The organism is Pseudoalteromonas porphyrae (genome assembly GCF_001298125.1).
Lineage (GTDB): Bacteria > Pseudomonadota > Gammaproteobacteria > Enterobacterales > Alteromonadaceae > Pseudoalteromonas > Pseudoalteromonas neustonica.
Window position 1 is genome coordinate 180,468 of record NZ_LHPH01000002.1, and the last position, 25,030, is coordinate 205,497.

25 protein-coding genes and 1 pseudogene are annotated in these 25,030 nt (G+C 40.9%); 12 read left to right on the forward strand and 14 right to left on the reverse strand.

Going from position 1 to position 25,030, the window contains the following annotated elements; genetic code table 11:
• Window positions 1–29 precede the first annotated feature (29 nt).
• The 7 genes from ADS77_RS02670 to ADS77_RS02700 form a co-directional block, all read right to left on the reverse strand.
• Window positions 30–485, reverse strand: coding sequence for a hypothetical protein (locus tag ADS77_RS02670; protein ID WP_054452832.1), 456 nt, complete (start codon window positions 483–485; stop codon window positions 30–32).
• Window positions 486–627: 142 nt separating this feature from the next.
• Window positions 628–3,744 (reverse strand): efflux RND transporter permease subunit, encoded by a 3,117-nt coding sequence (locus tag ADS77_RS02675; protein WP_054452834.1) that lies wholly within the window; start codon window positions 3,742–3,744, stop codon window positions 628–630.
• 8 nt (window positions 3,745–3,752) lie between these two features.
• Window positions 3,753–5,498 (reverse strand): efflux RND transporter periplasmic adaptor subunit, encoded by a 1,746-nt coding sequence (locus ADS77_RS02680; protein ID WP_054452836.1) that lies wholly within the window; start codon window positions 5,496–5,498, stop codon window positions 3,753–3,755.
• Window positions 5,488–6,813 carry a TolC family protein gene (locus ADS77_RS02685; protein ID WP_054452838.1) on the reverse strand — a complete coding sequence of 442 codons (1,326 nt, stop codon included), beginning with the start codon at window positions 6,811–6,813 and terminating at the stop codon, window positions 5,488–5,490. The genes ADS77_RS02680 and ADS77_RS02685 overlap by 11 nt, the downstream gene beginning before the upstream one ends.
• An 86-nt stretch (window positions 6,814–6,899) precedes the next feature.
• Complete coding sequence (locus tag ADS77_RS02690; protein WP_054452840.1) at window positions 6,900–7,268, reverse strand: hypothetical protein; 369 nt, start codon at window positions 7,266–7,268, stop codon at window positions 6,900–6,902.
• 195 nt (window positions 7,269–7,463) lie between these two features.
• Window positions 7,464–8,072 carry a paraquat-inducible protein A gene (locus ADS77_RS02695; protein WP_054452842.1) on the reverse strand — a complete coding sequence of 203 codons (609 nt, stop codon included), beginning with the start codon at window positions 8,070–8,072 and terminating at the stop codon, window positions 7,464–7,466.
• A gap of 48 nt (window positions 8,073–8,120) precedes the next feature.
• Window positions 8,121–9,395 (reverse strand): EAL and HDOD domain-containing protein, encoded by a 1,275-nt coding sequence (locus ADS77_RS02700; protein WP_054452940.1) that lies wholly within the window; start codon window positions 9,393–9,395, stop codon window positions 8,121–8,123.
• A 264-nt stretch (window positions 9,396–9,659) separates the two neighbouring features.
• Between ADS77_RS02700 and ADS77_RS02705 the strand changes: the two genes are divergently transcribed.
• Both ADS77_RS02705 and ADS77_RS02710 read left to right on the forward strand, forming a co-directional pair.
• Complete coding sequence (locus ADS77_RS02705) at window positions 9,660–10,226, forward strand: PhnA domain-containing protein (RefSeq protein WP_054204495.1); 567 nt, start codon at window positions 9,660–9,662, stop codon at window positions 10,224–10,226.
• Window positions 10,227–10,355: 129 nt separating this feature from the next.
• Window positions 10,356–11,174, forward strand: coding sequence for an META domain-containing protein (locus ADS77_RS02710; RefSeq protein ID WP_054452844.1), 819 nt, complete (start codon window positions 10,356–10,358; stop codon window positions 11,172–11,174).
• Between the two features lie 49 nt (window positions 11,175–11,223).
• Here ADS77_RS02710 and ADS77_RS02715 read toward each other — a convergent pair whose 3' ends face one another.
• Window positions 11,224–12,063: a 23S rRNA (adenine(2030)-N(6))-methyltransferase RlmJ gene (locus ADS77_RS02715; protein ID WP_054204497.1), complete on the reverse strand. Its 840-nt coding sequence runs from the start codon at window positions 12,061–12,063 to the stop codon at window positions 11,224–11,226.
• A gap of 218 nt (window positions 12,064–12,281) precedes the next feature.
• Between ADS77_RS02715 and zapB the strand changes: the two genes are divergently transcribed.
• The 9 genes from zapB to ADS77_RS02760 all read left to right on the forward strand — a co-directional run bounded on the left by zapB (window position 12,282) and on the right by ADS77_RS02760 (window position 19,676).
• Window positions 12,282–12,512 (forward strand): cell division protein ZapB, encoded by a 231-nt coding sequence (gene zapB, locus ADS77_RS02720; RefSeq protein WP_054204498.1) that lies wholly within the window; start codon window positions 12,282–12,284, stop codon window positions 12,510–12,512.
• Window positions 12,512–12,811 (forward strand): cell division protein ZapA, encoded by a 300-nt coding sequence (locus ADS77_RS02725; RefSeq protein ID WP_054204499.1) that lies wholly within the window; start codon window positions 12,512–12,514, stop codon window positions 12,809–12,811. The genes zapB and ADS77_RS02725 overlap by 1 nt, the downstream gene beginning before the upstream one ends.
• An 82-nt stretch (window positions 12,812–12,893) precedes the next feature.
• Complete coding sequence (locus tag ADS77_RS02730) at window positions 12,894–13,913, forward strand: MBL fold metallo-hydrolase (protein ID WP_054452846.1); 1,020 nt, start codon at window positions 12,894–12,896, stop codon at window positions 13,911–13,913.
• Window positions 13,914–13,967: 54 nt separating this feature from the next.
• Window positions 13,968–15,503: a transglycosylase SLT domain-containing protein gene (locus tag ADS77_RS02735; RefSeq protein WP_054452848.1), complete on the forward strand. Its 1,536-nt coding sequence runs from the start codon at window positions 13,968–13,970 to the stop codon at window positions 15,501–15,503.
• 71 nt (window positions 15,504–15,574) lie between these two features.
• Window positions 15,575–16,063 carry a peptidylprolyl isomerase gene (locus tag ADS77_RS02740; protein WP_054452850.1) on the forward strand — a complete coding sequence of 163 codons (489 nt, stop codon included), beginning with the start codon at window positions 15,575–15,577 and terminating at the stop codon, window positions 16,061–16,063.
• Window positions 16,064–16,072: 9 nt separating this feature from the next.
• A complete protein-coding gene (locus ADS77_RS02745) occupies window positions 16,073–16,801 on the forward strand; it encodes an SDR family NAD(P)-dependent oxidoreductase (protein WP_054204503.1) in 729 nt (242 codons plus the stop codon).
• Window positions 16,798–17,640: an amidohydrolase family protein gene (locus tag ADS77_RS02750; RefSeq protein ID WP_054452852.1), complete on the forward strand. Its 843-nt coding sequence runs from the start codon at window positions 16,798–16,800 to the stop codon at window positions 17,638–17,640. The genes ADS77_RS02745 and ADS77_RS02750 overlap by 4 nt, the downstream gene beginning before the upstream one ends.
• A 50-nt stretch (window positions 17,641–17,690) precedes the next feature.
• A complete protein-coding gene (locus ADS77_RS02755; RefSeq protein ID WP_054452854.1) occupies window positions 17,691–19,250 on the forward strand; it encodes a S41 family peptidase in 1,560 nt (519 codons plus the stop codon).
• Window positions 19,251–19,283: 33 nt separating this feature from the next.
• Entirely contained in the window at window positions 19,284–19,676 is a 393-nt protein-coding gene (locus ADS77_RS02760; RefSeq protein ID WP_054204506.1) for a hypothetical protein, read from the forward strand.
• A 50-nt stretch (window positions 19,677–19,726) separates the two neighbouring features.
• Here ADS77_RS02760 and ADS77_RS02765 read toward each other — a convergent pair whose 3' ends face one another.
• The 4 genes from ADS77_RS02765 to ADS77_RS02780 all read right to left on the reverse strand — a co-directional run bounded on the left by ADS77_RS02765 (window position 19,727) and on the right by ADS77_RS02780 (window position 22,854).
• The gene (locus tag ADS77_RS02765) at window positions 19,727–20,902 is read right to left on the reverse strand and encodes a mandelate racemase/muconate lactonizing enzyme family protein (RefSeq protein ID WP_054204507.1); all 1,176 of its coding nucleotides are present in this window, start codon (window positions 20,900–20,902) and stop codon (window positions 19,727–19,729) included.
• A 27-nt stretch (window positions 20,903–20,929) separates the two neighbouring features.
• On the reverse strand, window positions 20,930–21,697 hold the full coding sequence (locus ADS77_RS02770; RefSeq protein WP_054204508.1) for a class II aldolase/adducin family protein: 768 nt from the start codon (window positions 21,695–21,697) through the stop codon (window positions 20,930–20,932).
• Between the two features lie 156 nt (window positions 21,698–21,853).
• Window positions 21,854–22,177, reverse strand: coding sequence for a c-type cytochrome (locus ADS77_RS02775; RefSeq protein WP_054204509.1), 324 nt, complete (start codon window positions 22,175–22,177; stop codon window positions 21,854–21,856).
• Between the two features lie 137 nt (window positions 22,178–22,314).
• The gene (locus ADS77_RS02780; RefSeq protein ID WP_054204510.1) at window positions 22,315–22,854 is read right to left on the reverse strand and encodes a DUF2058 domain-containing protein; all 540 of its coding nucleotides are present in this window, start codon (window positions 22,852–22,854) and stop codon (window positions 22,315–22,317) included.
• A 207-nt stretch (window positions 22,855–23,061) separates the two neighbouring features.
• Between ADS77_RS02780 and ADS77_RS02785 the strand changes: the two genes are divergently transcribed.
• Window positions 23,062–24,204 (forward strand): MFS transporter, encoded by a 1,143-nt coding sequence (locus tag ADS77_RS02785; protein ID WP_054204511.1) that lies wholly within the window; start codon window positions 23,062–23,064, stop codon window positions 24,202–24,204.
• Here ADS77_RS02785 and ADS77_RS02790 read toward each other — a convergent pair.
• A pseudogene (locus tag ADS77_RS02790) lies at window positions 24,171–24,585 on the reverse strand (YbaK/EbsC family protein). The gene ADS77_RS02785 and the pseudogene ADS77_RS02790 sit on opposite strands and share 34 nt — an antisense overlap.
• Entirely contained in the window at window positions 24,586–24,975 is a 390-nt protein-coding gene (locus ADS77_RS02795; protein ID WP_054452942.1) for a hypothetical protein, read from the reverse strand. It lies immediately after the preceding pseudogene.
• Window positions 24,976–25,030: the final 55 nt, after the last annotated feature.

Below are 25,030 nucleotides of genomic sequence, written 5' to 3' on the forward strand. Positions count from 1 at the left end.
CTAAATTTAAACGACAATTCGTCACATGGTTACATATCCATATGGCGATTAGAACTTTGTATCATCTGCTTTAAACTTTGCTGCTCAAGCTCTAGCAATTGTGCTAGCTTCTCTTTGCCAGCTGGTGTTTCTGCACGACTAAGTAAGTACTCATAAAGGTTAATTACCTTTTGGTGTTGATCTGATAAATAACCTTGCATCACTTGCTCATCAACACGCGTATTACGGTTTAAATCAGTAAAATTAATCAGCTCAGGGTTTTCAACAAAGTACTCATAGCAATACGTGTCTAGTGTATTGATTTCAGTGATGGCCTTAAAACCCACTAAATCTTCAGCTAGCTTTTTTTCGTACTCTACAAAATAGTCTGCGAGCATACGGTTATGCTCAGCTAAACCATCTCGAAGACTAAAAAAATTGGCAGCCATTTGCGTGTGAAAGAGTACAGTCCAATCGTACACTTCGTGTATTGTTTTAACTTGCATGTGCATTCCTTACTCATTTAATTTAAGTTAACGAATGCGTAAAACGTGCCACATAAAAAAGTGATTAAGATCAACAGTAAAGGTAATTATGGTGCAACTTATACTTTTCTTTTTAGTATAAGTTACACAAAAAATGTAAAGTTTATAGGCCTCGCTTTCTCCACAATAAATACACGGCGGGTAACACTAATAAGGTCAGAACTATCGCGCTGAACATGCCGCCGACCATGGGTGCTGCAATGCGGCTCATTACTTCACTACCAGTGCCGGTGCCATAAAGCACGGGCAGTAAACCAATTATAATAGTCGCGACTGTCATCATCACTGGGCGTACTCGCAGGCCTGCACCTTCTACTATGGCTTGTTTAAGCTCTACAAAATTAAGCGTAGTACCTGCTTGTTGTGCTTGGGCGCACTTTTCATTGTAGGCTTGGTTTAAGTACACCAGCATAATGACACCTATTTCCACTGCGACACCGGCAAGGGCAATAAAACCAACCCCCACGGCGACCGAGAAGTTAAACCCCTCTAAGTACATGAGCCAGATCCCGCCTATCATCGCCAGCGGTAACGTGGCCATTATAATTGCCACTTCAACAAAGCTTCTAAAGTTGAGATACAACAACACAATTATAATCGCTAAGGTTAGTGGTAATACATAGGCGAGCTTTTCTTTGGCACGCTCCATGTATTCATATTGCCCTGCCCACGTTATTGAATAACCTGCAGGTAGCACTAGCTTTTCGTCAAGCACTTGGCGCGCATTATCGACATAACTGCCAATATCAATGCCATCAATATCAATAAAGCTCCAGCCATTTAAGCGGGCATTTTCACTTTTAATACCCGGTGGGCCATCTTCAATAAATACATCAGCCACATCGGCAAGCGCAATACGCTGCCCTGTAGGGGTAACTATTGGCAATAGCATCAACTCTTCGGGTGAATCACGGTAATCTTGCGGGTAGCGTAGGTTAACTGGGTAACGCTCTTGCCCTTCAACCGTTTCGGTGACATTCATACCACCAATTGCGGTCGCGACCACTTGCTGCACATCGGCAATGTTTAAGCTATAACGAGCGGCTTTTTCACGGTTGATATCCACCTTGATATAACGCCCACCAGCAACACGCTCAGAGTAAACGGAAGCAGTGCCGGGTACATCTTTAAGCAAGACCTCAATCTGTTGGCCAATTTTTTGAATTTCACTCAAATTAGGCCCCGCCACTTTAATACCTACAGGGGTTTTTATGCCTGTTGCTAGCATATCAATACGGGTTTTTATCGGCATCACCCATGCGTTGGTAAGACCTGGAAATTTCACTAAACCATCAAGCTCTTTTTTCAATTTTTCTAAGGTCATGCCTTCGCGCCATTGATCCTTTGGCTTGAGCTGAATAAAAGTTTCAATCATAGTCAGTGGCGCAGGATCGGTAGCGGTTTCTGCGCGTCCTACTTTACCAAACACGGTTAACACCTCGGGCACTGTGGCTATGAGCTTATCTGTTTGCTGTAAAATCTCTCGCGCTTTACCAATCGACAAACCAGGGTAAGTAGTTGGCATATACATTAGATCGCCTTCATCCAGTGGCGGAATAAACTCACTGCCAATTTTGTTCACTGGATAAAAGCCAACAATAGCGACCACTACAGCCAACACCAAGGTCATTTTAGGAAAACGTAAAACGAGATTCAGTAATGGCTTATATCCGTTAACTAATAAGCGATTAACAGGGTTTTTCTGCTCTGAAATCACTTTGCCACGTATAAAATAGCCCATTAGTACTGGCACTAAGGTAATTGCTAAACCTGCAGATGCCGCCATGGCATAGGTTTTAGTGTACGCAAGCGGGGCAAACATGCGCCCTTCTTGCGCCTCTAAAATAAATACTGGCATAAAGCTCACAGTAATAATCATTAAACTAAAAAATAGCGCTGGGCCGACTTCGCTGGCGGCATCGGTGACAACTTGCCAGCGATTTTCATCAGTCAGCGGTGTTTTTTCCATGTGTTTATGCATGTTTTCGATCATGACAATCGCACCATCGGTCATCGCACCAATGGCAATGGCAATACCGCCGAGCGACATAATATTAGCGTTAATGCCTTGCCAATACATGATGATAAATGCCGTTAAAATTCCCAGCGGTAAAGTAATAATAGCCACCAAGGATGAGCGCACATGAAACAAAAACACGATGCAGATCAGTGCGACCACCACTAACTCTTCAAGTAGTTTGCTGGTTAGGTTATCCACTGCGCTTTTAATTAAATTAGAGCGGTCATACACAGGCACTATTTCAACGCCTTCAGGTAGACCTTTTTTGAGTGATTCGAGCTTTTCTTTAACCAGCTCTATGGTTTTTTGTGCGTTTTCGCCATAGCGCATCACCACGACACCACCTGCAACTTCACCTTCTCCGTTTAGTTCAGCAATGCCGCGGCGCATTTGTGGGCCAAGGCGAATATCGGCTACATCGCGTAATTGCAGCGGTGTGCCGTTGGCGTTCACCCCCAGCGGAATGGCCTCTAAATCAGCCACACTTTTTATATAACCGGTGCTGGTTACCATGTATTCGGCTTCGGCCATTTCCACTACCGAAGCGCCCATTTCTTGGTTACCTTGCTTAATGGCCGTTTGAATTAAGCTCAGTGGAATACCGTAAGCACGCAGTTTATCTGGCTCTACATTGACTTGATATTGTTTCACCATGCCGCCAACGGAGGCGACTTCTGACACTCCTGGCACAGTTTGTAATTCAAACTTTAAAAACCAATCTTGTAAGCTACGTAATTGGCTAATATCGTGCTGATTGGTTTTATCCACCAGCGCATATAAATAGATCCAACCTACACCGGTGGCATCTGGGCCAAGCTCCGCGGTTGCAGTGTCGGGCAAACGGCTAGCGACTTGGCTTAAATACTCTTGCACTCGACTACGCGCCCAATAAAGATCCGTTTTTTCATCAAAGATGACATACACGTAGGAGTCACCAAAAAATGAAAAACCACGGACCGTTTGTGCCCCGGGCACTGAGAGCATCGCGGTGGTAAGCGGAAAAGTAACTTGATCTTGCACCACTTGCGGCGCTTGCCCAGGATATGACGTTTTAACTATCACCTGCACATCAGATAAGTCCGGCAAGGCATCTATAGGGGTATTTTTAACGGCAAATAAACCGCCACCAATTAGTATTGCAGTTAGTAACAATACAAAAAAGCGATTAGTCACAGACCAACGAATAATGGCTGCTATCATAAGGCCTCCTAATGTCCGTTATGCGATGACAGGGTGCTATCGCTATTTGGTTGCATGATTGCTGCAGTCTTGATACGACTGATCACAAACTCACCGTCTTGCAAACTAAAGGTAAACTCCACTTGCTGCTGTGCAGATAAGTCAGTGAGGTCTACATCTGCTGCTAACATAAAATCTAATGTGGCAGCTTCGCGGTTCCATTTTACAATCTCACCACGGCTAATATTGGCGGTACGCGTTGTTTTATCAATATGGTTGATAGTACCTATTACGGTTGCCGTATTCGCAGGCTCGACCATCACATGTGTTGAGTCCATAATATGAATACCGCTCAGTAAGTAGCTATCATCAACTTGCTTAGTTAGCTCAAAATGCAGTGTTTGCCCGACTTGTAACGCACTGAAATCAACATCTTCTGTAACTATAAAATCCATAGTCATGCTTGGCCAATCGAGTTCGTCCATTGGTTCATGGCTAATATTCACCATACGGTGATCCGCCATAACGCTGTTAATAACGCCTTTACCCCACACGTGAGTGATAGTGTCTAGCGCTTGCATACGTTTAAAGTCGGAGCTTTTACTTGATTCAGAATCCAATAAAAATTGGGCTGAAGTCACCACGTGATCATCGGCTTTGAGACCCGATAAAATCACTGCGTCATTGTTATCACTACGACCAAGCTCTACCGCCACAGATTTAAAGCGCCCTTCACCTAATGCCAGCACAACACGGTCTTGGTTGCCGGTACGGATCACCGCTTCTTTTGGCACAATAAGCTGCTTGTCACTTGCTTTAGCGTGAATACTCACCTGCGCAAACATATTTGGTTTTAACTGGTGATTTTGGTTATTAAAGCGTAAACGCACCCGCAGCGTGCGATTTTTAGCATCCAGTGTTGGGTAGATATAATCAACGTTACCGCGCCAGCTTTGTCCTGCAATGTAATCTAAGGTCATGGTAACGGGTAAACCTATTTCTATTAGCTGTGCTTGGCGCTCAAATACTTCGGCTTCAACCCATACTTCATCCAACTGAGCTATGCTCATCATTGAAGTACCCGGCTTAACATAAAAACCTTCGCGTACATTGAGCTCATCAACCACCCCACTTTGACGTGCGTAAAAGGTAATGTTTTGCATCACTTTTTTATTAGCTTGTAAGCGCTCAACAAAGCCGTCCGACACATTCAATGCTTTTAAGCGCGCTTTGGCCGCGCGAATAAGCACCGTATTTTTACGATTAACGGCCAGTACAAATTCTTCTTGAGCATTAACCAATTGCGGTGAATACAAGGTATACAGTGGTTCGCCTTGCTTTACTTGAGCACCGGCCGCTTTAACGTAAAGCGTTTCTAACCAACCTTCAACCCGCGGGTGAATATGCACCTGTTGGTCTTGGTTATACTGCACATAGCCCACCGTGTTTACTTCACTTTGCAGTGCCTTAAACTGTACTTTCTCGGTTCTAACCCCCAAGTTATTAATCACCGCAGGAGATATCGTCACTGCGCCAGGACCATCTTGGTTATTACTGCTGCCCTCATCATAAACAGGCACTAAATCCATCCCCATCGGTGAGAGTCCAGGTTCATCACGGCGATAGTTGCTATCCATCGGGGCCACCCAATATAGTGGCTTTTTCTCTGTACTGTTAGCAACATGCTCATTACTGCTCCCCAGCAAAGACAATGCACCAACGGAGACTCCCGCACCTAATAGTGCTGCGATAAGAAGCTTTATATTAGTATTCACTTTGATCTCCTGCGAACTGCTCAGCCATCACAGCAGCATCTTGGCTACTGGCGTAATAATTCAGGCGAGCAATAATAATTTGTTGATCGATTTGGATATTTAACGCATCTATTTTGGCATTGAGCTCACTAATACGCGCGCGCATTACTTCTGAAAAGTCACCATCATCGCGGGTGTAGGCGTTTAATGTGGCTTGCGCTTGTTCTGCCATTTGTGGCAGCAGTTTAGTTTGATAAAGCCCACCGCGCTTAGCTAACCGTGCTAACTGGCTAAACTCTTTAAAGTACATGCCTTTAAGCTTTTGTAGTGCGATCAGCTTTTGTGTTTTTACGGCTTCCGCTATGGCGATAGCCGCATTTACTTGTTGATCTTGACGGTTATCAGTAAATAGCGGTAAATCAACACTCAATCCTACCGAAAACAGATCCGCCCGCGAGTCTCCCATTGGCGTACCATCGCGATACCCATAGCCCATGTTTACCCCAAACTGTGGTTTATAACCTTGTTTGGCAATATCAATTTCAGTTTTTTTAGCGGCTGCCGTTTGGTCAATTGCGACAATTGCAGGATGCGCCATCAGCAGCTGCATTAACTGTGTAAACTCAAGTTGTGCAAAATCGACTAGTGGTATTATGTCACTGCGCTTAGCACTCACAGGCTGAGTTAACATATTGATTGGCAACCATTGTGATAAACGCTTTTTAGCACTTTCAAACTGCTGTTCAAGCATCATTAGTTTATCTTCAAGACGGGTTAACTCTAACTGTGCGCGGATAATATCTTGTTGGCGAGTGTTACCTATCGAGCTGGCATAACTTGATTCTGTAATATCAATCAGCTGCGAGAATAATGCTTTATCTTGCTCAATTAAAGCAATGCTTTGCTGCGCACGATACGCATTGAGCCAAGATTCGATCACGATGGTTTTAACCTGTGCGAGTCGGTCAGATCGTAACCATGGATATTGCTGCGCCGACTGCGCTAATGCCTGTTTTTTAAGTGCAACGCTATCGCCGCGACTAAACATCTGACTTACACCAACCTTTAACTGGGTCATCCCTTCTTGGTCAAACGCAAAGCCATCGGTAGGTAAATTCATTAGCCCGATAGTTAATACTGGATCTGGCAAGGTGCCCGCGACTAAACTTTGCGCTTGTACTGCGGCTTGTTGATATTTACTGGCTGTTAGCCATGGCTCGTTATTAAGTGCATAGCTAAGCGCGTCATCGAGGCTAAGCTCATTGCTATGCGCTGAGATTGTAACTGTTAGCAAAAACGCTAAAAAACTGACTTTAAATATTCTGAAGTGATTCATCACTTACTCCACTAAAATTAAAAAATGATTAAATTTAGAGGCAGAAAAGGTGATTTATGTAAATTTTAGACGCACCTATCCTGCTATTAAGCAGACATAGGAGGACGGTATAACGAACTGGCTATACGATGTTGATTTTGCGGTGTGTAAAGCTGTACTTTTTCGGGGGGAGTTAGCGTAACGCTAAATAGCGCGTTCATACTTAACATTGAATGAGTACTACACGCACTCATCGGGCAGCCACATTCTTGATTAGCCGTTGCGTCATCGTCACAGCAATCCATGTTCATCATACCTGCTGGTATGTCATGGTGCATATCGCTGGTATCGGTGACTTGTGAATGGGTTTGGTTCATATGTGGCATTTCGCAACTCATAGTTACTGACGCAACCGCTTGACCCACTAAAGTGAGTAACAAAACGACGGTCAATATACTAAGGTAAATACGTTGCAAAAAAGTGCCTTTAATAAATGTAAGCTGTAAGCTGTAAGCTGTAAGCTGTAAGCTGTAAGCTGTAAGCTGTAAGCTGTAAGCTGTAAGCTGTAAGCTGTAAGCTGTAAGCTGTAAGCTGTAAGCTGTAAGCTGTAAGCTGTAAGCTGTAAGCTGTAAGCTGTAAGTTTATGGTAACTTGTTAGTTAACACAAACGTTTAACTGTTTCTTGGTGCAATTTTTATTAAGTTACTTGCAGCGATGGCAAATAAACAATAACCGGTAAAATACCAAAAACCTGCGCCAAATTCTGCGTGCATGTTGATAAGCTCGCCCATTTGGCCATCAGCATTACCTGCAAGATACGCCACGATTAAAGCAATAACAAATACGTCAACCATGCTCCATTTACTTAAACCTTGTATTACTTGACCGAGTTTATGCTTAAATTTATTCATCGGTATTAAACAATACACTAATTGCATTAACAGTTTTAAAGTAGGCACTACAATTGAAAATAACGCCACTAGCCCTGCAACTAAATAATTTTTGTTATTCGCAAGTTCGTTAACTGTTCCCCAGATGCTCCGCGTTTTTTTGTAAGCGCTAACTTCACCTTCGAGCTTATCAAGACCAAACATGCTTGATGCCATTGTGAGCATCCTTCTGGTATTTCTGTCGCCTTCATCAGCAAGCATTTCAATACCTGTTTTAGCTAGTTTTGACTTATCAATTTTACCTTCTAGCGTCAGCACTGGCTGAGTGACACCCGGTACAAGCAATGCTAACGCAATTAAAATAGTGGCAATTGGCAATAATAAACGCATAGCTAGTCTTTAAAAATTACTTTGTAATAACGCATCATACCCAAGGCATTATGCTTGTTCAATAATTGAGGCTAAAACTTCATCACCGTATTCACGGGCTACAAACATAGCCTTGTATACAATGTCAATTTCTGAAGCTGGTCTAATGGTTTCTAATAACTTGGTTGCCAATAGCCAGTTATCTTCTTCTATAGCGCGAGTTAATTGTAAAGTCACACCTAACATGCCGTTAAAACACAATAACGCACTAGACAAATCATCACCTAGACAAAACTCTTTTGCTATTGCGCCTAATTCCATGTTTAAAATAGCGTCAAGTACAGACATCAGGCCAACTAAGTAACCTCGCTCTGACATTTCCTTACCGCCAGGCTCAAGCATCAGCAGCATAAAATGGGCTCGTGTTAAACCAAGCTTAGTTAGCTCGCTGGGTTTATCTACCCCTAATTCGCTAAGTGCTAACACCCTTACGAATTGGCGGATTGAATCTTCGCCTAAATAAATAACCGCTTGAGAGATAGAAGTAATCTCTAAATTTTGGTTACCCGAGCGCGCATTAACTAGCTTAAGAATACGTGCAGTTAAACCAACATCTTTGGCAACTCTTTGATGTACTTCATCAAAATCAATATCCGGTCGCGATGTACACCGTAAAAGATCAAACACCGCTAGTTTTGAAGGCTCAACATTGTGGTAAGTGAGCATCTCTGGTCGCGCAAAAAAGAAGCCTTGAAAGTAGTCACAGCCTGCATCTTTTAAAGTCGTAAACTCTTCGTGAGTTTCGATTCTTTCCACAATAATTTTTACATCGGGAAAGCGTCTTTTAAGCTTTTTAAGTTGAATATTCGTTTTAATTATTGGGTTTTCAACTTCTAGCTTTATAAAATCTACCAGCTCTAATAAGGGCTCCCATTTTGCATCACCGTCATAATCATCTAATGCAAACACATAACCATCTTGCTTCAGTGAACGTACCCTTTTAGTAACTTGCTCTATATTGCCAGCTCTTTCAACAATTTCTATTACAGCGCTTTTTGGCTGTAATAGTTTAGGAAAATCATCTAACAAAGCATCCGTTGAAAGATTGATAAATGCACACTGGTTAGCTGTTAATTTATCTATACCAATCAACATCAATGCATTAAAAAATAAGCGACCTGTTGCTTGTCCGTCGGTCGTCCCTACAGGGAAAAAATTATCGCTTGAATCTCGGTACAATAACTCATAAGCAAAAATACTCTTATCAGTATTAAATATTGGCTGTCGTGCTATATATTGAGTGACCATATTTGGTACGTTCGCTGTAATTTGTGTATTCGGCATATTATTTCCTGCTAATAATTTATAGCGACTCATGCCAGCTAAATTGTTCTTTTTGTATTGACTTAGTATAGTGAACTTTTGCAAGCTTGCATTAACTAAACACAATGCTGTGGGTACGAAATTTCAGATTCCTCAACTTTCGTACCCACAACAAAAACACCGTGCACTATAACCATACATTTATCATGGATATGTTCTCATCAGGGCTGAGGTTGGGTATAATAGCGCCATACTTTTTTGTAAAAAATCACAAGAGCTAATGACATGAGCATTGAACAAGCCTTAGTAGAACGTAGCAGTAACCAATGTGAGTTGTGCTCTGCAACTGACAACTTATCTGTATACGAAGTGCCACCTGTTACAGAAACCCATTCAGACAAGTGCATTTATACCTGCCAGACATGTAAAGACCAAGTTGAAAGTAATATCGATATCACTCCAACACATTGGCATTGTCTAAACGATAGTATGTGGAGCCAAGTGCCAGCAGTCCAAGTAGTGGCTTATAGAATGCTATCTCGTTTAGCTGCTGATAATGGCTGGGCACAAGATGCGTTAGATATGATTTATCTTGAAGAAGATACGTTAGCATGGGCCAAAGTAGCACTTGCTGAAGACGATGACATCAAACATGTAGATAGTAATGGCGTAATATTACAAGCGGGCGATACTGTCACGCTAATTAAAGACTTAGACGTGAAAGGCAGCAGCTTAACTGCAAAGCGTGGAACAGCAGTTCGTAATATCGGTTTAACCAGCAACCCTGAGCACATTGAAGGTCGCGTTGACGGTCAACGAATTGTTATTTTAACTAAATTTGTTAAAAAGTAAGTATTATTCATATATCCAGTAAAAGCGCTAAATAGCGCTTTTTATACTTAAAATTAAGCTGCGATTAAGTAGCAAATAACTACACTGTAACCACTATCTACTGACTTAATTTATTTCAAGGAATAAGTCATGCTGTTACATAAACCTCGATCTGTTTTAAAATCAATTACCAACATTAGTATATTAGCTTGCAGCACGTTAATTCTGTCTGGTTGTGTAAATCAGCAGGCTACAAACGCAAGCCATGCAATTAAAAATGAAACTGTCGCAATGCTAACAACACAAGTAACCTATCTTGATCGCAGCATGCTGCGTCCCGGCTCACAATTAACGGTAACTTTAGCCGATGTGTCGAAAATGGATGTAGCTGCCGATATTATCAGTCAACAAACTATTGATATTGCTGGTGCGCCGCCATACACAGTGACACTCCCCTACGACGCAAGCATATTAAACGAACGCAGCCGCTACAGTGTTAGCGCACGTATCGTTAATCAAGATAATTTACTTTATGTAAGCACAACACATAATAACCCGTTTTCACACTCGCAACAGAGTGAACCTCTTACCATTACAGTTTCTAAAGTTGCCGCACAACAACCCGATGTAAGTTTAGTTAACACCTACTTTAAAGCCATTACCTTAAATAGTAAGCCTGTAACTGTTGAAACCAGAGAGCCGTTTATACAATTTAGTAAAAATAACAAAAGCCATGGCTTTTTAGGATGTAATAACTTTACTGGCAGTTATCAAGTCAACCAGCAATCACTCACATTTGGCCCGCAAGCCAGCACTAAAATGATGTGCTTTAAAAGCATGGAACAAGAAAGTGCAATGTCGGCAGTACTAGAGAACACAGCTCTATGGGATATTAATGGCGAATCACTGATTTTAAAAGATCTGCAAGGCAAACAACTTGCAACGTTTAAAGCCATGTATTTTAATTAATTTTGATTTCTCTGAGTATTAAACGCCCAGTTATGCTGGGCGTTTACTTTTATTCTTCGACTAATTGTTCGCTGCGATAAAAACCTGATGAATCACTCAATAAGCTAACTAGCTCAGGTAATACATTATCCATTGTTTGTTTTAACTTCCACGGTGGGTTAATTACGATCATACCTGAGGCTGTCATGCCATGAACCTCGGTATCTTCTTCTGTGGCTAATTCAAATAATTGAATATTACGCATACCTGATGCAATTAAGCCCTCTTCCATGCGCTCAATACGCTCTCTATCTACAACTGGATACCAAATCATATAAGTGCCAGTAGAAAAACGCTGATAAGCCTTCGTTAATGTTTTTACAACGGTGTCGTAATCATCTTTAATTTCATAAGGTGGATCAATTAATACACATGCCCTACGAGATGCTGGCGGCAATAACCCGACTAGGCCTGTAAAGCCGTTTTCACCACGGACACGTATAGAGCGCTTGCCGCTCATATTTTCTTGTAATAATGCCAAGTCTCGTGGATGCAACTCAAAGAACCAACCTTTGTCTTGGCGACGTAAAAAGTGCTCTGCAATTTTTGGTGACCCTGGATAAAACGCTAACGCCTCACTTTCATTAAACGACTTAATCAGATCAATATAATCATTTAACTCTTGATGTTCACTCGTATGTTGATAGAGCTTGGCGATACCATCGAGGTATTCTTGGGTCTTTTGGGCATCTGCCCCAGCCAATTCAAAAAAACCGGCGCCAGAATGCGTATCAATATAATCCAACGGTTTATCTTTAAGAGTTTGGTAACTTAATACCTGAGCAAGTACCAAATGTTTAACAACATCGGCCGGATTACCCGCATGAAATGAGTGTCTGTAACTGAGCATAATTTAATTTCGCTATAAGCTTATTTATAAAACCAGTGAACCATAAACATTATGCATTTGGCAACTGAGCGTGAACCAATTCTGAATGAAATAGCCCGTTAGCTGAATTATCCCTTAACGACGAATAAAAATCAGCTAAAACACACGTAAATACTGGCATATAAAGCAATTTTGCTTTACATTTGCATGACAATAATCACAGTTTTATGAGCGCATTTATGAATAACGAGACCCTTTCTCAATTAGAACAACTGATCGACCAATTAATTAGCCAAAATTCACAACTTCAAACAGAAGTGAATGAACTTAAAGATAAAAACAGTCAGCTGATCGATGAAAATGAAATTCTTCAACTTGAAGCACTTGAAAGCGAAGAAAAACAAAAAGATACCAGCACAACGTTAACAGGCCTACTTGAGAAACTACAAAGCGCTCAACAGGCAAACTAATGTCTGAGCTGCAAAACCAGCGAGTCACCGTTGAGTTGCTTGGTAAAGAGCAGCAATTTGCTTGCCCTGTAGGACAAGAAGACGCTCTAATTGCTGCCGCTAAACATCTTAATGATTTAGTCGAGCAAATGAAGCAACGCTCAACGGTTCGCAATGATCAAAAAGCTTTATTAATGGCTGCTTTGAACATTAGTCACGAACTGCTTGAAGCAAAAGCACAGCAAAGTGCAGAACTACAACAGCACGATCAGCTTGTTGATAAACTAAGTGCATACTTAGGTAGCTCATCAGCCAAATAAAAAGCGCTACTTAGCGCTTTTTTTGTTATTACCAATAAAATAAGCTACTGTAAGCGACCTATTTTATTGATCGATATGACCCATGCTAAGTAGTCCTTTCAAACTAATAACTACATTTAAACTGCTAATTGTTGGGTTACTAATCAGCTTAGCACCTTTCGCCTATAGTGCCGTAACGTGGCAAACAATCAGCCCAAACATTCAATTTTTACAACAGCAACCAAAGCTACGCTTTTATGATTCCAACCAAGTATTAATCCAAGGTAAAGAGTGCGCTTTAATGTTTGATGCCAGCGGCAATTTTGCAGCCGTTGAAGCTACAATTGTAAAACTAAAGTCAACTTTGACGACCCCTCTTTGCTATTTAGTTGCGAGCCATTTTCATGATGACCACTTATTAGGCATGGCCATTTTGCAACACAGTTACCCAAACGCCAAACTCATTGTTCATAAACAGATTGCCCGCGAGTTTGCAAATTTTCAACGTGCCTTTGAAGATAAACTTGATAGTTACGAGCAAAGTATTGAGCTTAGTTATCAACGATTAGCTGAACAACCAGCTTTTTTACAGCCACAATGGAGAAAGAAATTAGAATTAGCCAAACAGCGTCTACTTCGCTGGCGAAAATTTAATTTGCAGCCAAATGCAATGCAAGTCTCTGATTCTCTCACACTCAATTTAGGTGACTACCCTATAACGCTGCACGCCCATCAAGCACATACAAATGGAGATCTGACATTACTAGCAGAACAAGGAACCATCTTACTAGGGGGAGACATTGTAGATTGGCTGCCTTACCCTGGACACGGCAACTTAGTTGAATGGGCAGAACTACTTAAACAATTTAGCAATAACAAACAGATAAAAATAATTTTACCTGGCCATGGAGCGCCCTTAAAAGCAACTGATTTAAGTCAGCCATACAGGTTTTTACAACAAATTATTAAGCATGTATCAACCAATCCCAATGTGGAGCTTACAACATTACAACAAAGCTTCCCTGCTGAATTTGCTAAAGATTATCAAATTGATACAGCTGCCTATAAAGCTTACCCTTTATTTCTACAAGCTGGACTTAAGCGCGCGAAACAGTCAAAATAGACCCTACACAAGGTTGTGCTAAGCTTATAAAGGGATATTGATTCGGTGGTGTTTATGCGCAGGAATTATTTTTTCATTTTCGTAATAGCAATATTACTCAGCGGCTGTCAGTCTACAAAGCTGCAACCTGCAGCGCCTGATGTAGAACAAGCCCCCGTTATTTTTAACCACTTTAAGCCGTCAACAAAAAACGCTATTACGGTAAGCTCGAACGCACAAGCAACACCGCCTACGACCACTATATCGACTGAACTACTGCAACCCAATAAAAAAAATCACACAGTACCGAGTCCGTATAAACCTACAATTGAAAAGTCACACTCACGATCCGCAAGCCCTGATTTATGGCAGCATATTGCTGACAACTTACATATTAAAATCTATCTAAATAGGGCACTCAATAAACGTATTAAATGGTATACCCGCCAACCTAAATATCTACAAATAGTGAACGAGCGAGCTGCTCCTTACTTGTACCATATCGTCAATAAAGTAGAACAACGTAAGCTGCCGATGGAACTGGCATTATTACCTTTTGTTGAGAGTGACTTTCGCCCAACGATCAGTTCCTCTGCTCAAGCTGTTGGGGTATGGCAGTTAGTCGCAGCCACTGCGCATCATTTTGGTATTAAGTCAGATCAATGGTATGACGGCCGTCAAGATGTACTGGCTTCAACAGATGCTGCTCTGGCGTATTTAGAATATTTATATAAACGTTTTGATGGTAACTGGATGCATGCACTCGCGGCTTATAATAGTGGCGAAGGTCGAGTACAACGCGCAATTGCTAATAATAAAAAACGTGGTAAAAGCACCGACTATTGGTCTCTCAAACTCCCTAAAGAAACGTCAGATTACGTACCTAAGCTCTTAGCATTAAGCTATTTATTGCAAAACCCTAAGCTAGGCTTAATACGCCCTAAGCTTAAGAATAAAGCCCAAACTACTGAGTTTAATGTAGGTCAACAGTTTGATTTTTCTGTTATTGCTAACCTATCAGGTGTGGGGCGCAGCCAATTGCATAAACTCAACCCTGGTTATTTAAAAAATCAAAGTTCACCAAATGGGCCTCATACATTACTTCTTCCATTGCAACAGCAAGCATTGCTAAGCAGTCAGTTCTTCAAGAGTAACTTTACTGGGGAGTACTTTGTTAAGAAAAACGATACCTTATACGGCATCGCTAAAAAGTTTGATATGCCCGTTAAAAAGCTAAAAATGTTAAATAATAAAAAGACCAACCTCATTGGCATTGGCGAACGCCTACTTACAGGACAGCCAAAAACAATGCCAGGCTCACTGACAATTGACTATAAAATCAGTCCTTATTTAGATGATACCCAAGTAGCCACTGCAACCATTACTGTTAATTACCAAGTCAAGCCTGGGGATACAATTTGGGATATCAGTCAACTTTATGATGTCTCACATAAAGACCTCGCACAGTGGAATAAATTCAGTGCCTCTAGCATCTTAAAACCAGGTATAACGCTCGTATTACACTTGCCACAAGCAATAAAGCCGATCTCCCAATTACAAAATGATGGCTTATTGTTAGGATTAGAGAAAACCTTAAAACAACCACACTAACCAGCAGTTTCACATCATCCGTATTTAGCGTAAAATTAGCGTTTCATTCAGTAAATATTAAAGAGATTGGCATGCAAATCAGCAAAAACTCAGCGGCTGAGTTTCACTACACATTAAGTGAAGCCGGTGAACAAATAGAAACAAGCACTGGCAATGAACCATTAACATACATTCATGGCCTTGAAGGCATGCTTCCAGGTTTAGAAACAGCCCTTGAAGGCAAAGCCGCTGGTGATAGCTTCAGTGTTACTCTTGAGCCAAGCGAATCTTACGGTGAGCGTGTTGATGATCTAATCCAACGTATTCCACTTAAGCACCTCCAAGGTGACACCAAAGTGTGGAAAGCTGGCATGACTGCAATGGTTAGCTCTAACCAAGGTCGTCATCAAGTAACGATTGTTAAAGTAGGTCGTTTTAATGCTGACTGTGATTTAAACCACCCTTTTGCTGGTAAAACACTGACTTTTGATGTGCAAGTCTTAAGCGTACGTGAAGCTACAAGTGAAGAAGTATCACACGGTCACGTTCACAGCGAAGGCGGTTGTGGTCACAACCACTAGGGAAATTCTATGTCAAAGGTTGCAATCGTTACAGGCGGTAGTAAAGGCATAGGCCAAGCTATTGTTGCACGTTTTATAAAAAATGGTTATCAGGTTCACAACCTTGATCTCGAACATTCAGATTTAGGTACTTGGCACCGCTGTGACGTCAGTAATGTAAATACGGTTAAAAGCGTTATTACTGACATTGCTAGCACAACTAAGCACATTGATATATTGGTATCTAATGCTGGCCGCCATTTAAGTGCAACCATTGAAAACACGGATGAAGCAACCTTCGACAGTTTGTTTGCGCTTAATGTAAAAGGTGCGTACGCAGCAATTCAAAGCGTATTACCAAGTATGAAAACGCAAAAAAATGGGGCGATTATTTTAATTGCCTCAGATCAAGCCATCATAGCTAAAACAAACTCGTTTGCGTATAACCTCACCAAACATGCGTTAGCGTCAATGGCAAAAACAACCGCGCTTGATTACGCCCAGTTTAATATTCGTGCTAATGCTGTATGCCCCGGCACCATTGAAACCCCCTTATTTCATAATGCGATTGATGCTTACTGTGCTCGCAGTGGCGCAGATAAAGCCAGCATAGTTGCCGAAGAAGGTGCTTTGCAACCGCTAGGTAGGCTGGGTCGAGCAGATGAAGTCGCCGCGTTAGTCAATTTTTTAGCCAGCGATGAGGCCTGTTTTATTACTGGCAGCTTACAAACTATCGATGGCGGTTATACCGCACAATGAGCGAACGTATTATTGACCCTCACGTGCATTTTTTTAATTTGCTAGATGGGCAATATGAGTGGCTACAAGGAAGTAATCCGCCCTCTTGGCCAAATTTAGAGACTATTAAACGCCCTATTAATGCCGCACAACTACAACAAACGAGTCCATTTGAAATCATAGGGCTGGTGCATATTGAAGCAGGGTTTGATAATAAAAACCCAATTAATGAGCTAAACTGGCTGGCGCAGCATCTGCACGGGGAAAACTATAAAGCAGTAGGTTTTGCTTGCATTGATAGTCCACCTGAGGACTTTAATAATGCGATAAACGCTTTATCACATTCAAGTTTGGTGGGGATTAGAGACATAACCGAAGGTGCGGATGCAACTCGGTTAACTCACCCTAATTGCCTTGATAATTTAACGCTTTTGAATGATTGCCAACTAATGTTTGAAGCACAGTTTAATGTTGAAAACCTAGCTATCACCGAGCAATTAATTAAGTACTGCCAACAACTCCCAAACTTGCACGTAGTCATAAACCATGCTGGTTTGCCGAATAACCTCTCTCTATGGCAAGAGGGAATTCGTCGACTCGCTCACATACCCAACTGCACGATTAAATTCTCAGGCTTTGAGCTATTTACAGCTATACTGCAAACTCAGCAACAAGCGTGTTTTGACTTTATTCTTCAATGCGTTGGTCAACAGCGCGTGATGTTTGCTAGTAATTTTCCCGTATGCCAAATCAATTCAAGCTATCAAAAGCGCTGGTTAAGTAATTTTGCGCTTTGCAAAACCCACAGCTTATGGCAACAATTAAGCTATAAAAACGCGCGTCACTGCTATCAACTTTAATTAAAAACCGCTATATTCAGCTTATTGTTGTATAAAAACAGAACGCTTTTATGACTACTTCATCTAAAAACAAACTCATACTAGGCCTTTTTAACGTTACTTTTTTGGCCGTACTGACTGGTTGCGGTGGTGGCAGTACCATGACCGATAGTGACGGCAGTACTGGTAACACAATTAGCTGGACTCAAGGTGTCTTTCAGCCATCAGATAATTTTGATAAACAATGCCAAGCATTGAATCAAAAGCATTTTCTTCGCTCATGGAGTAACGAAACTTACCTATGGTATGACGAAATAATAGACCGAGATCCTGCACTAACAGCAAGTGTGAGTGACTATTTCACCTTATTAAAAACAGAACAAAAAACTGACTCTGGTGCCAACAAAGATAACTTTCATTCCAGCCTTTCTACCGCCGAGTGGGAAGCACAAAGTCAATCAGGTATCACGTTTGGTTATGGCTTTAAAGTGAAGCTATTTAGCTCAAGTGCCCCTCGAAAAGGCCTGATCAGCTATACTGAAGCGAACTCTCCCGCCAGTAATCAAAATCTTCGCCGAGGGTTTGAAATTTTAGAAGTCAATGGTGTCGATTTTATTAACGCGACCAGCCAAGCTGACGTAGATACTCTTAATGCTGGTTTATATCCAAAACAAACTGGTGTGAGCACCACTTTTTTGTTCAAAGATACCAATAATCAACAAACGCGTGAAGTAACGCTAATCTCACAAAGCATTGCATCGCAACCAGTCACTAATGTAAAAACCTTTGAAAATGACTCGGTGGGTTATTTTCAATTTAATAGCCACAACGCGATTGCAGAAAAGCCACTTTTTGATGCTTTTAATTCTCTAAAAGCAAGTAACGTAACTGATCTCATCATTGATATGCGTTACAACGGGGGGGGCTTTCTACAAATGGCGAGCCAAATAGGCTACATGATCGCTGGAGCCGCCAATACAAATAACAAAATATTTGAACGCACTATTTTTAACGACAAACACCCAACTATAAACCCTGTTACTGCTAAGCCTTTAGCACCCGTTATGTTTATTGACGAGTTTATCGGCTTTGCTGAGAATCCAGCGGTAAGTCCCGGCACGCCTTTACCGAGTCTTAATTTAAAACGGGTTTATGTATTAACGACCAGTAGCACTTGCTCAGCCAGTGAAGCGATTATTAATGGCTTACAAGGAGCTGATATAGAAGTAATTCAAATTGGTTCAGGTACTTGCGGTAAACCTTACGGTTTTTATCCTACCGATAACTGCGATACAACCTATTTCAGTATTCAGTTTACAGGAGAAAATAATAAAGGGTTTGGTGAATATTCAGATGGTTTTGCTCCGCAAAATACAGTAGATAATGAGCGCTTACCTGTGCGCATAGCGGGCTGTGCAGTGGCTGATGATTTTAGTTACCAACTAGGCGATCCAAATGAAGCCTTACTTAAAACAGCTTTAAGCTATCGAAGTAATGGTAGCTGCCCTGTCGCTACCTCAACTGCCAGTATACAAGGCTTTGCACCATCAAGCGTTAGCGATACACCTGACGTATTTGATAATCGTGCTACCACATTAATTGAAACCAATAAGGTTTTACCCTCAAATTAGGTCGCTAATTGAGGGTATTAAAGAGGTTAAGTAATGCTATTTAATAAACGACTATTACCAGCTTTATCTATATTTCTACTTGCCGGTTGTGCTTTTTATGCAGATAAACCCACGCCCAAACTACAGCACGCACTATTAATAAAGCCACAAAGTGAGCTAATAGCGCAAGGTATGGCAAGGCTAATGCGCAGTAATCCTATCGCCGTGGCGGATGATGTATTTATGCAGCAAAGTGTAATGGTTGTTGATAATGTAAATAAAAGCGATGGGATGGGTAACCCAATTATGGGGAAGCAACTTAACATGCCCGATCGATTTGAGTTGCTGATCAAAAATAACACATGCTTTTTGCGCCACCTTGATAGCAAAGCAACTGAACCTTTACCCAAAGTACAATGCAAAGTGAATGGTTTTCACTCAGGTTAAACATAAAAAAGCCCGAACGGGCTTTTTCTTCAAATCATGTAAAGAACAGCTTATTTAATTTCAACACGCTGTGAACGCATTACAATCTCATCATTTAGCTCAATACCAATACCAGGCTCTTCAGATACTTCAAAGAAACCATTTTTAGGCTGTGGATCTTGTAAGCATAATTCACGATTCCACTTTTTAATTGCATACGTATGATGCTCATGAATCAAGAAATTTGGAATCGCCGTTTCTAAATGTAACGACGCAGCAGTTGCCACAGGGCCACCACATACGTGAGCTTGAATGCGCACATCAAAGATATCAGCATAGTCACATACTTTTTTAGTTTCAGTAAAACCACCACATAAACCAATATCCGGCTGAAGTACATTAATGCTCTGATCTTCTAAATACGGACGCACACCCCAACGGTTATATAAACGCTCGCCACCAGCAATAGGTACTGCCACTTTATCAGCTACTTTTGCATGTAAAGAATGATTTAAGTAGTTAACCGGCTCTTCATAAAACATACAATCAAATTCTTTGGCAATTTCACCAATTTGAATTGCCGAGGTTACACCCGGTAAGCTGTGGCATTCAAAAATGATGTCGACTTCATCGCCTACCGCTTCACGAATTGCTTGCATACGCGCACGGTACAGCTTCATTTCAGCGCGTGAAATGATATTGGTACGGTCGTAATACGTATTACCATCTTTATCATATTGGATAGGGTCAACTTTTACTGCGTCATACCCTTGTGCCACGGCTTTTAATGCCGCTTCTGCGTACTCTTGTGGATGTACTAACGCTTTAAATTCTGTATCCCAATCGAACTGTAACTGCGATGCATAAGTACGCAGCTTATCGTTTACTTTGCCGCCTAATAACTGGTACACAGGTAAACCTAACGCTTTTCCTTTAATGTCCCATAAGGCTGTATCAATCGCGCTCATTGCTGCATACACCACTGGCCCACCACCTAAACCCCAAAAGCTTTCACGCAACATACGCGACCATAACTTTTCGGTTTGAAATGGGTCATGACCAATTAAGAAAGCATCTGCCATCTCTTTGATCATGGCCGCCGCCGCACTGTGACCTAAGTCATAAGCAAGGCCAGCCTCTCCAACACCACTAATACCTTCATCAGTATGAATACGAACGAATACTGGCGTCCATGCAGGTCTATCTGGGCAATGGATATCGAATACTTCAACGCGATTAACTTTCATGAAAATTCCTTATTAACCAAACTTAGGTTATTTTGCAAAACTAGGATCAAGACGATAGGCCTTGCGTAACATCGCAGGCCAAGCAAGTTGCCCACCAGTGCTACCACTGTGTACAACATTCGCTTGATTATAAATATTATCGATTATGACTTGTGGCACAGGTGTAACTGCTTGGCCGCTCGCTTGTAATGCAAGCTGTATTTCACACGCACGCTGTAAATCGTAAAAACGCATAAAAGCATCACCGACTGTTGGACCAACAGTTAAGCCACCATGATTAACCAATAACATATGGTTGGTATCGCCTAAATCATCTTGTAAGCGCTTTTTCTCGTCATTATTGACCGCTAAGCCTTCATAACCATGATAGGACAACGATGGTAATGAAAACATTGAATACTGGCTCAAAGGCAATAAACCATTTTTTTGAGTTGCGACTGCAATCGTTTCTTTTGTGTGTAAGTGAATAACACAATGCGCATCATCGCGAACTTCATGAATAGCGCTATGGATAGTAAAACCTGCAGGATTGATTGCAAACGGCGTATCATCCAAAATATTGCCGTCTAAATCTACTTTTACTAAGTTAGACGCCGTCACTTCATCAAACGTTAAACCAAACGCATTTACTAAATAATAGTCCGTCCCCGGCAAGCGCGCTGATAAATGCGTGTAAATCAAATCACCCCAACGAAAGTGTTCAACTAACCTATAGCAGGCAGCTAAATCAACACGTAACTGCCACTCTTGGGCAGAAACTTTATTCTTTAAATCAAGTTGAGGTAATTCAAACATTTTAATACCTTATTCAAACGTGAAAAACACGAAGTAGATGGATAGAAGTCTAAAGTAGTGCGGGAGGATGATCAATCTCTTTTAAAACAAAACAGCCACACCAAAATGGCGTGGCTATTTATAAAATAACTTAAAAAGTAGTTAGCTTAGAAAGTATTATTTTACTTTTGATAAATAGTCAGCAATCGCCGCTAGCTCTTCATCAGTTACAGTTGCAACCATTGCTTTCATTGCTATGCTCATACCATTTGCACGAGCACCAGATTTAATATCTTTCATTTGCGCGAGTAGATACTCTTTATTTTGACCATTTAGCTTAGGGTACATTGCCATGATCGGTGATTTACCTTCAGCGCCGTGACATGTTTGACAGTTTTTAGCTGTATAAAGCGCTGCACCATCAGCAGCCATTGATGAAAATGAAACACTTGCTGCCATTGCAAGGCCAGCTCCTAAGAGTAATTTTTTTATCTTGCTCATTGTATTTTCTCTTCTTTATGACGGTTTATAAATCTATTCACTTAATTGTAGACTATGCTCAATGTCATGCTAACTTTGTACGTAATTTATACACGCAAAAGATCACATAACATTGTCAAAAATAACAAGTCTTTTAATTACCAAACAAGGTCATCTGGGACTTCAAAGTCAGCATATGGATCATCTACATCTTTCCCTTTATCTTCAGGTTCAACATGGAAAACAATATACTTTTCATCGACTTCAGCGACTTTACGAGCAGGCTCATCTTCCAATACAAAAAATTGCCCTTCTAAAACACAAATAGCTAGACGCCCACCGGATAGTGCTTTTTGAGTCTTTTCGTTTACGTCCAGCTCTTTTACTTTATTTTCGTAAGTAAAATTAAAAGTACGTTCGCCACGAATCGTATCTTGATTATGGTGCTCTAATATTTGCTTAACGCGAGCAACTTCTCCGCGCTGCTTTAACTCACCTTGACGAGCTTGATTTAGCTCTTCTGCTTTTTTTTGCTGTTCTAATTTTGTTTGCTGAATATGCTTTTGCAGATCACTAGGGTTACTAGTCGCCCCTTTTTTTGGCTTTTTCTGTTGCTTACGTTTTTCACTTTTTGCAACTTTCGCTTTATGTGATGTAGTTAATCCTGCTTGTAGCAATTGGTCTTGTAATGAACCCATAGCTTTGTTCCATTAAAAACTGATATTAAGATTATTTTAATCTTCAATGCGCATAAATCATAGTGTTATGACCATTAATCTAGCAAAGTGTAGTAATTGATAACCTGACTTAGCGCAATGAATGATGATTTTAAAGAAAAAACACTTAACTTAATTGAATTTAATATCAATCAGGTTAAGCTACAATTTTTATAGTCGGAGCAACAAATGCGTTTAAGTCATTTATTAATTTGCTCACTGCTTATCTTTTTTGTGCTCTATGCCCCGCAGCCATTATTGAGTCTATTCGCGGATCAATTTGCTGTTAGCCCCGCAATTGCAGGCAGCTTAATGACTGCCACTATGATCCCACTGGCCATTGCGCCGCTAATATACGGCCTACTCCTTGCTAAACGTAACCCTCTAACAATTTTGCGCTATGCAATGTTAGTGCTAGCGCTTACCTGCATCGCTTTTGCATACGCTCCCAGCTTTGAATTATTACTGCTGTTACGTTTTTTGCAAGGTTTGACCTTACCGGCCGCATTAACGGCAATGACCACTTACATAGGCAGTCGCTATCAAGCCGATAACCTACAAAGAAATATGACTCTTTATATAGGTAGCACTATTGCCGGCGGTTACTTTGGCCGTGTATTAGCAGCAGTTTTTGCAGATCTATGGGCATGGCAAAGTTTCTATTTTATCATCGCTGCGGGTCTAACGGGTTTAGCATTATGCATTCCGCGCAATCAAGCGCAATTAGTTAGCAATCCACTTTCGCCATTAAGTTATATAAAACAGCTAGCAGATGCTGCGGTATTAAAATTGTATGGTGCAGTATTTTGTATGTTTTTTTGCTTTGCCGCACTGCTTAATTACTTGCCGTTTATTCTGCAAGATACCTTTTTAATCACCAACACGCGTGATATTGGCTTAGTTTATAGCGGATATTTAATTGGTGCGCTAGCTTCTATAGCTACGCCGTGGCTATTAAGAAAAAGTCATTCTCCGTGGTATTTACTATGCGCAATATTCACCTTGTATAGCGTGACATTAGTGGCATTAATGAGTTCTCAACTGGCTGTATTTTTATTGGCTTTTACTGGGTTTTGCGGTGCAATGTTTATTATTCATTCAACTGCTGCGCCGTTGGTTAATAAAATAAGCAGTGCGCCAGCAAGTGTTACTAACGGCGCATATGTATCGTTTTATTACAGTGGAGGGGCCCTTGGCTCTTTTGTACCAGGCATGGTTTATCAACAGTTTGGTCATATCGCGTTTATAGTATCACTACTGTTCGTCTGCCTATGTGGATTAGCGTTAGTGAGTTCAGGTTATCTCGCTGGCAAAAAAACCACTTTAGGCTGATGCCCTGTCGCTGTAAAAAAAGTATCTAGATCCATTTTTTTTAATAGCCACGTTTGCGTATTATTAAAGGGATGACAATGAAATAGATCACCAAACCAAATATCTTGATCAAGCCATAACGTTACATTATTTTGCTTGTCGTTCATTAACGCTAACATTGAGACACAGCCAGGTGCGACTTTTAAATAACGTGCTAAACGCTCATCAGAAGCAAACCCTAATCTCGATAAGCCCTGATACTTAGCTAGGGTGTGTTCCAGGACGCTCAATCATTAACTCATCTGCGGTGAGGCTGCCATGTAACGCTGGATGTTCAATCGCATCATAATGAATATCTAAATGCGCTAAAAACGCCGCTAATTTAGTTTTATCAGCCAACATTTATAAACAACGTCCTGTTAGTCGTACGCTGAGATCTCGCCATGACACCTCTTCTATTTCATATTTATTATTCTCGCAATATTCTTTTTTATTTAATTCTTGTTTTAATAATTGCACTGCTTGATCTTCTAGCTTGAGTTTTAAACTATTGGATTCTTCAAAGTATTCTTGATTAGCAAAATCTTTAAACTCACGGCGTGTAAGCGGCCTATCTAATTTCACATTTTTACGCGTTTTTGCTTCAACGGTTACTATATAAGCAAAGACTTTACTCTCTTGCTCATCTAATTTGGTATATAACTGCTTGCTAATAATCTCAAAAAGTTGGTCATCACTTTGATTCGCACAACCACTTAATAAAACAACTAATATCCATATGCATATCTTCATAACGAAATCATTTTTATTACCTAGTTGCAGGTAGTCTATCAAAAAATCACTCTTT

Bases quoted from the DNA above. Each gene is read 5' to 3' on its own strand.
- ADS77_RS02670 (WP_054452832.1), bottom strand. From the start codon at position 485: ATGCAAGTTAAAACAATACACGAAGTGTACGATTGGACTGTACTCTTT.
- ADS77_RS02675 (WP_054452834.1), bottom strand. From the start codon at position 3,744: ATGATAGCAGCCATTATTCGTTGGTCTGTGACTAATCGCTTTTTTGTA.
- ADS77_RS02685 (WP_054452838.1), bottom strand. From the start codon at position 6,813: ATGAATCACTTCAGAATATTTAAAGTCAGTTTTTTAGCGTTTTTGCTA.
- ADS77_RS02695 (WP_054452842.1), bottom strand. From the start codon at position 8,072: ATGCGTTTATTATTGCCAATTGCCACTATTTTAATTGCGTTAGCATTG.
- ADS77_RS02700 (WP_054452940.1), bottom strand. From the start codon at position 9,395: ATGCCGAATACACAAATTACAGCGAACGTACCAAATATGGTCACTCAA.
- ADS77_RS02705 (WP_054204495.1), top strand. From the start codon at position 9,660: ATGAGCATTGAACAAGCCTTAGTAGAACGTAGCAGTAACCAATGTGAG.
- ADS77_RS02710 (WP_054452844.1), top strand. From the start codon at position 10,356: ATGCTGTTACATAAACCTCGATCTGTTTTAAAATCAATTACCAACATT.
- ADS77_RS02715 (WP_054204497.1), bottom strand. From the start codon at position 12,063: ATGCTCAGTTACAGACACTCATTTCATGCGGGTAATCCGGCCGATGTT.
- zapB (WP_054204498.1), top strand. From the start codon at position 12,282: ATGAATAACGAGACCCTTTCTCAATTAGAACAACTGATCGACCAATTA.
- ADS77_RS02725 (WP_054204499.1), top strand. From the start codon at position 12,512: ATGTCTGAGCTGCAAAACCAGCGAGTCACCGTTGAGTTGCTTGGTAAA.
- ADS77_RS02730 (WP_054452846.1), top strand. From the start codon at position 12,894: ATGCTAAGTAGTCCTTTCAAACTAATAACTACATTTAAACTGCTAATT.
- ADS77_RS02735 (WP_054452848.1), top strand. From the start codon at position 13,968: ATGCGCAGGAATTATTTTTTCATTTTCGTAATAGCAATATTACTCAGC.
- ADS77_RS02740 (WP_054452850.1), top strand. From the start codon at position 15,575: ATGCAAATCAGCAAAAACTCAGCGGCTGAGTTTCACTACACATTAAGT.
- ADS77_RS02745 (WP_054204503.1), top strand. From the start codon at position 16,073: ATGTCAAAGGTTGCAATCGTTACAGGCGGTAGTAAAGGCATAGGCCAA.
- ADS77_RS02750 (WP_054452852.1), top strand. From the start codon at position 16,798: ATGAGCGAACGTATTATTGACCCTCACGTGCATTTTTTTAATTTGCTA.
- ADS77_RS02755 (WP_054452854.1), top strand. From the start codon at position 17,691: ATGACTACTTCATCTAAAAACAAACTCATACTAGGCCTTTTTAACGTT.
- ADS77_RS02760 (WP_054204506.1), top strand. From the start codon at position 19,284: ATGCTATTTAATAAACGACTATTACCAGCTTTATCTATATTTCTACTT.
- ADS77_RS02765 (WP_054204507.1), bottom strand. From the start codon at position 20,902: ATGAAAGTTAATCGCGTTGAAGTATTCGATATCCATTGCCCAGATAGA.
- ADS77_RS02770 (WP_054204508.1), bottom strand. From the start codon at position 21,697: ATGTTTGAATTACCTCAACTTGATTTAAAGAATAAAGTTTCTGCCCAA.
- ADS77_RS02775 (WP_054204509.1), bottom strand. From the start codon at position 22,177: ATGAGCAAGATAAAAAAATTACTCTTAGGAGCTGGCCTTGCAATGGCA.
- ADS77_RS02780 (WP_054204510.1), bottom strand. From the start codon at position 22,854: ATGGGTTCATTACAAGACCAATTGCTACAAGCAGGATTAACTACATCA.
- ADS77_RS02785 (WP_054204511.1), top strand. From the start codon at position 23,062: ATGCGTTTAAGTCATTTATTAATTTGCTCACTGCTTATCTTTTTTGTG.
- ADS77_RS02795 (WP_054452942.1), bottom strand. From the start codon at position 24,975: ATGAAGATATGCATATGGATATTAGTTGTTTTATTAAGTGGTTGTGCG.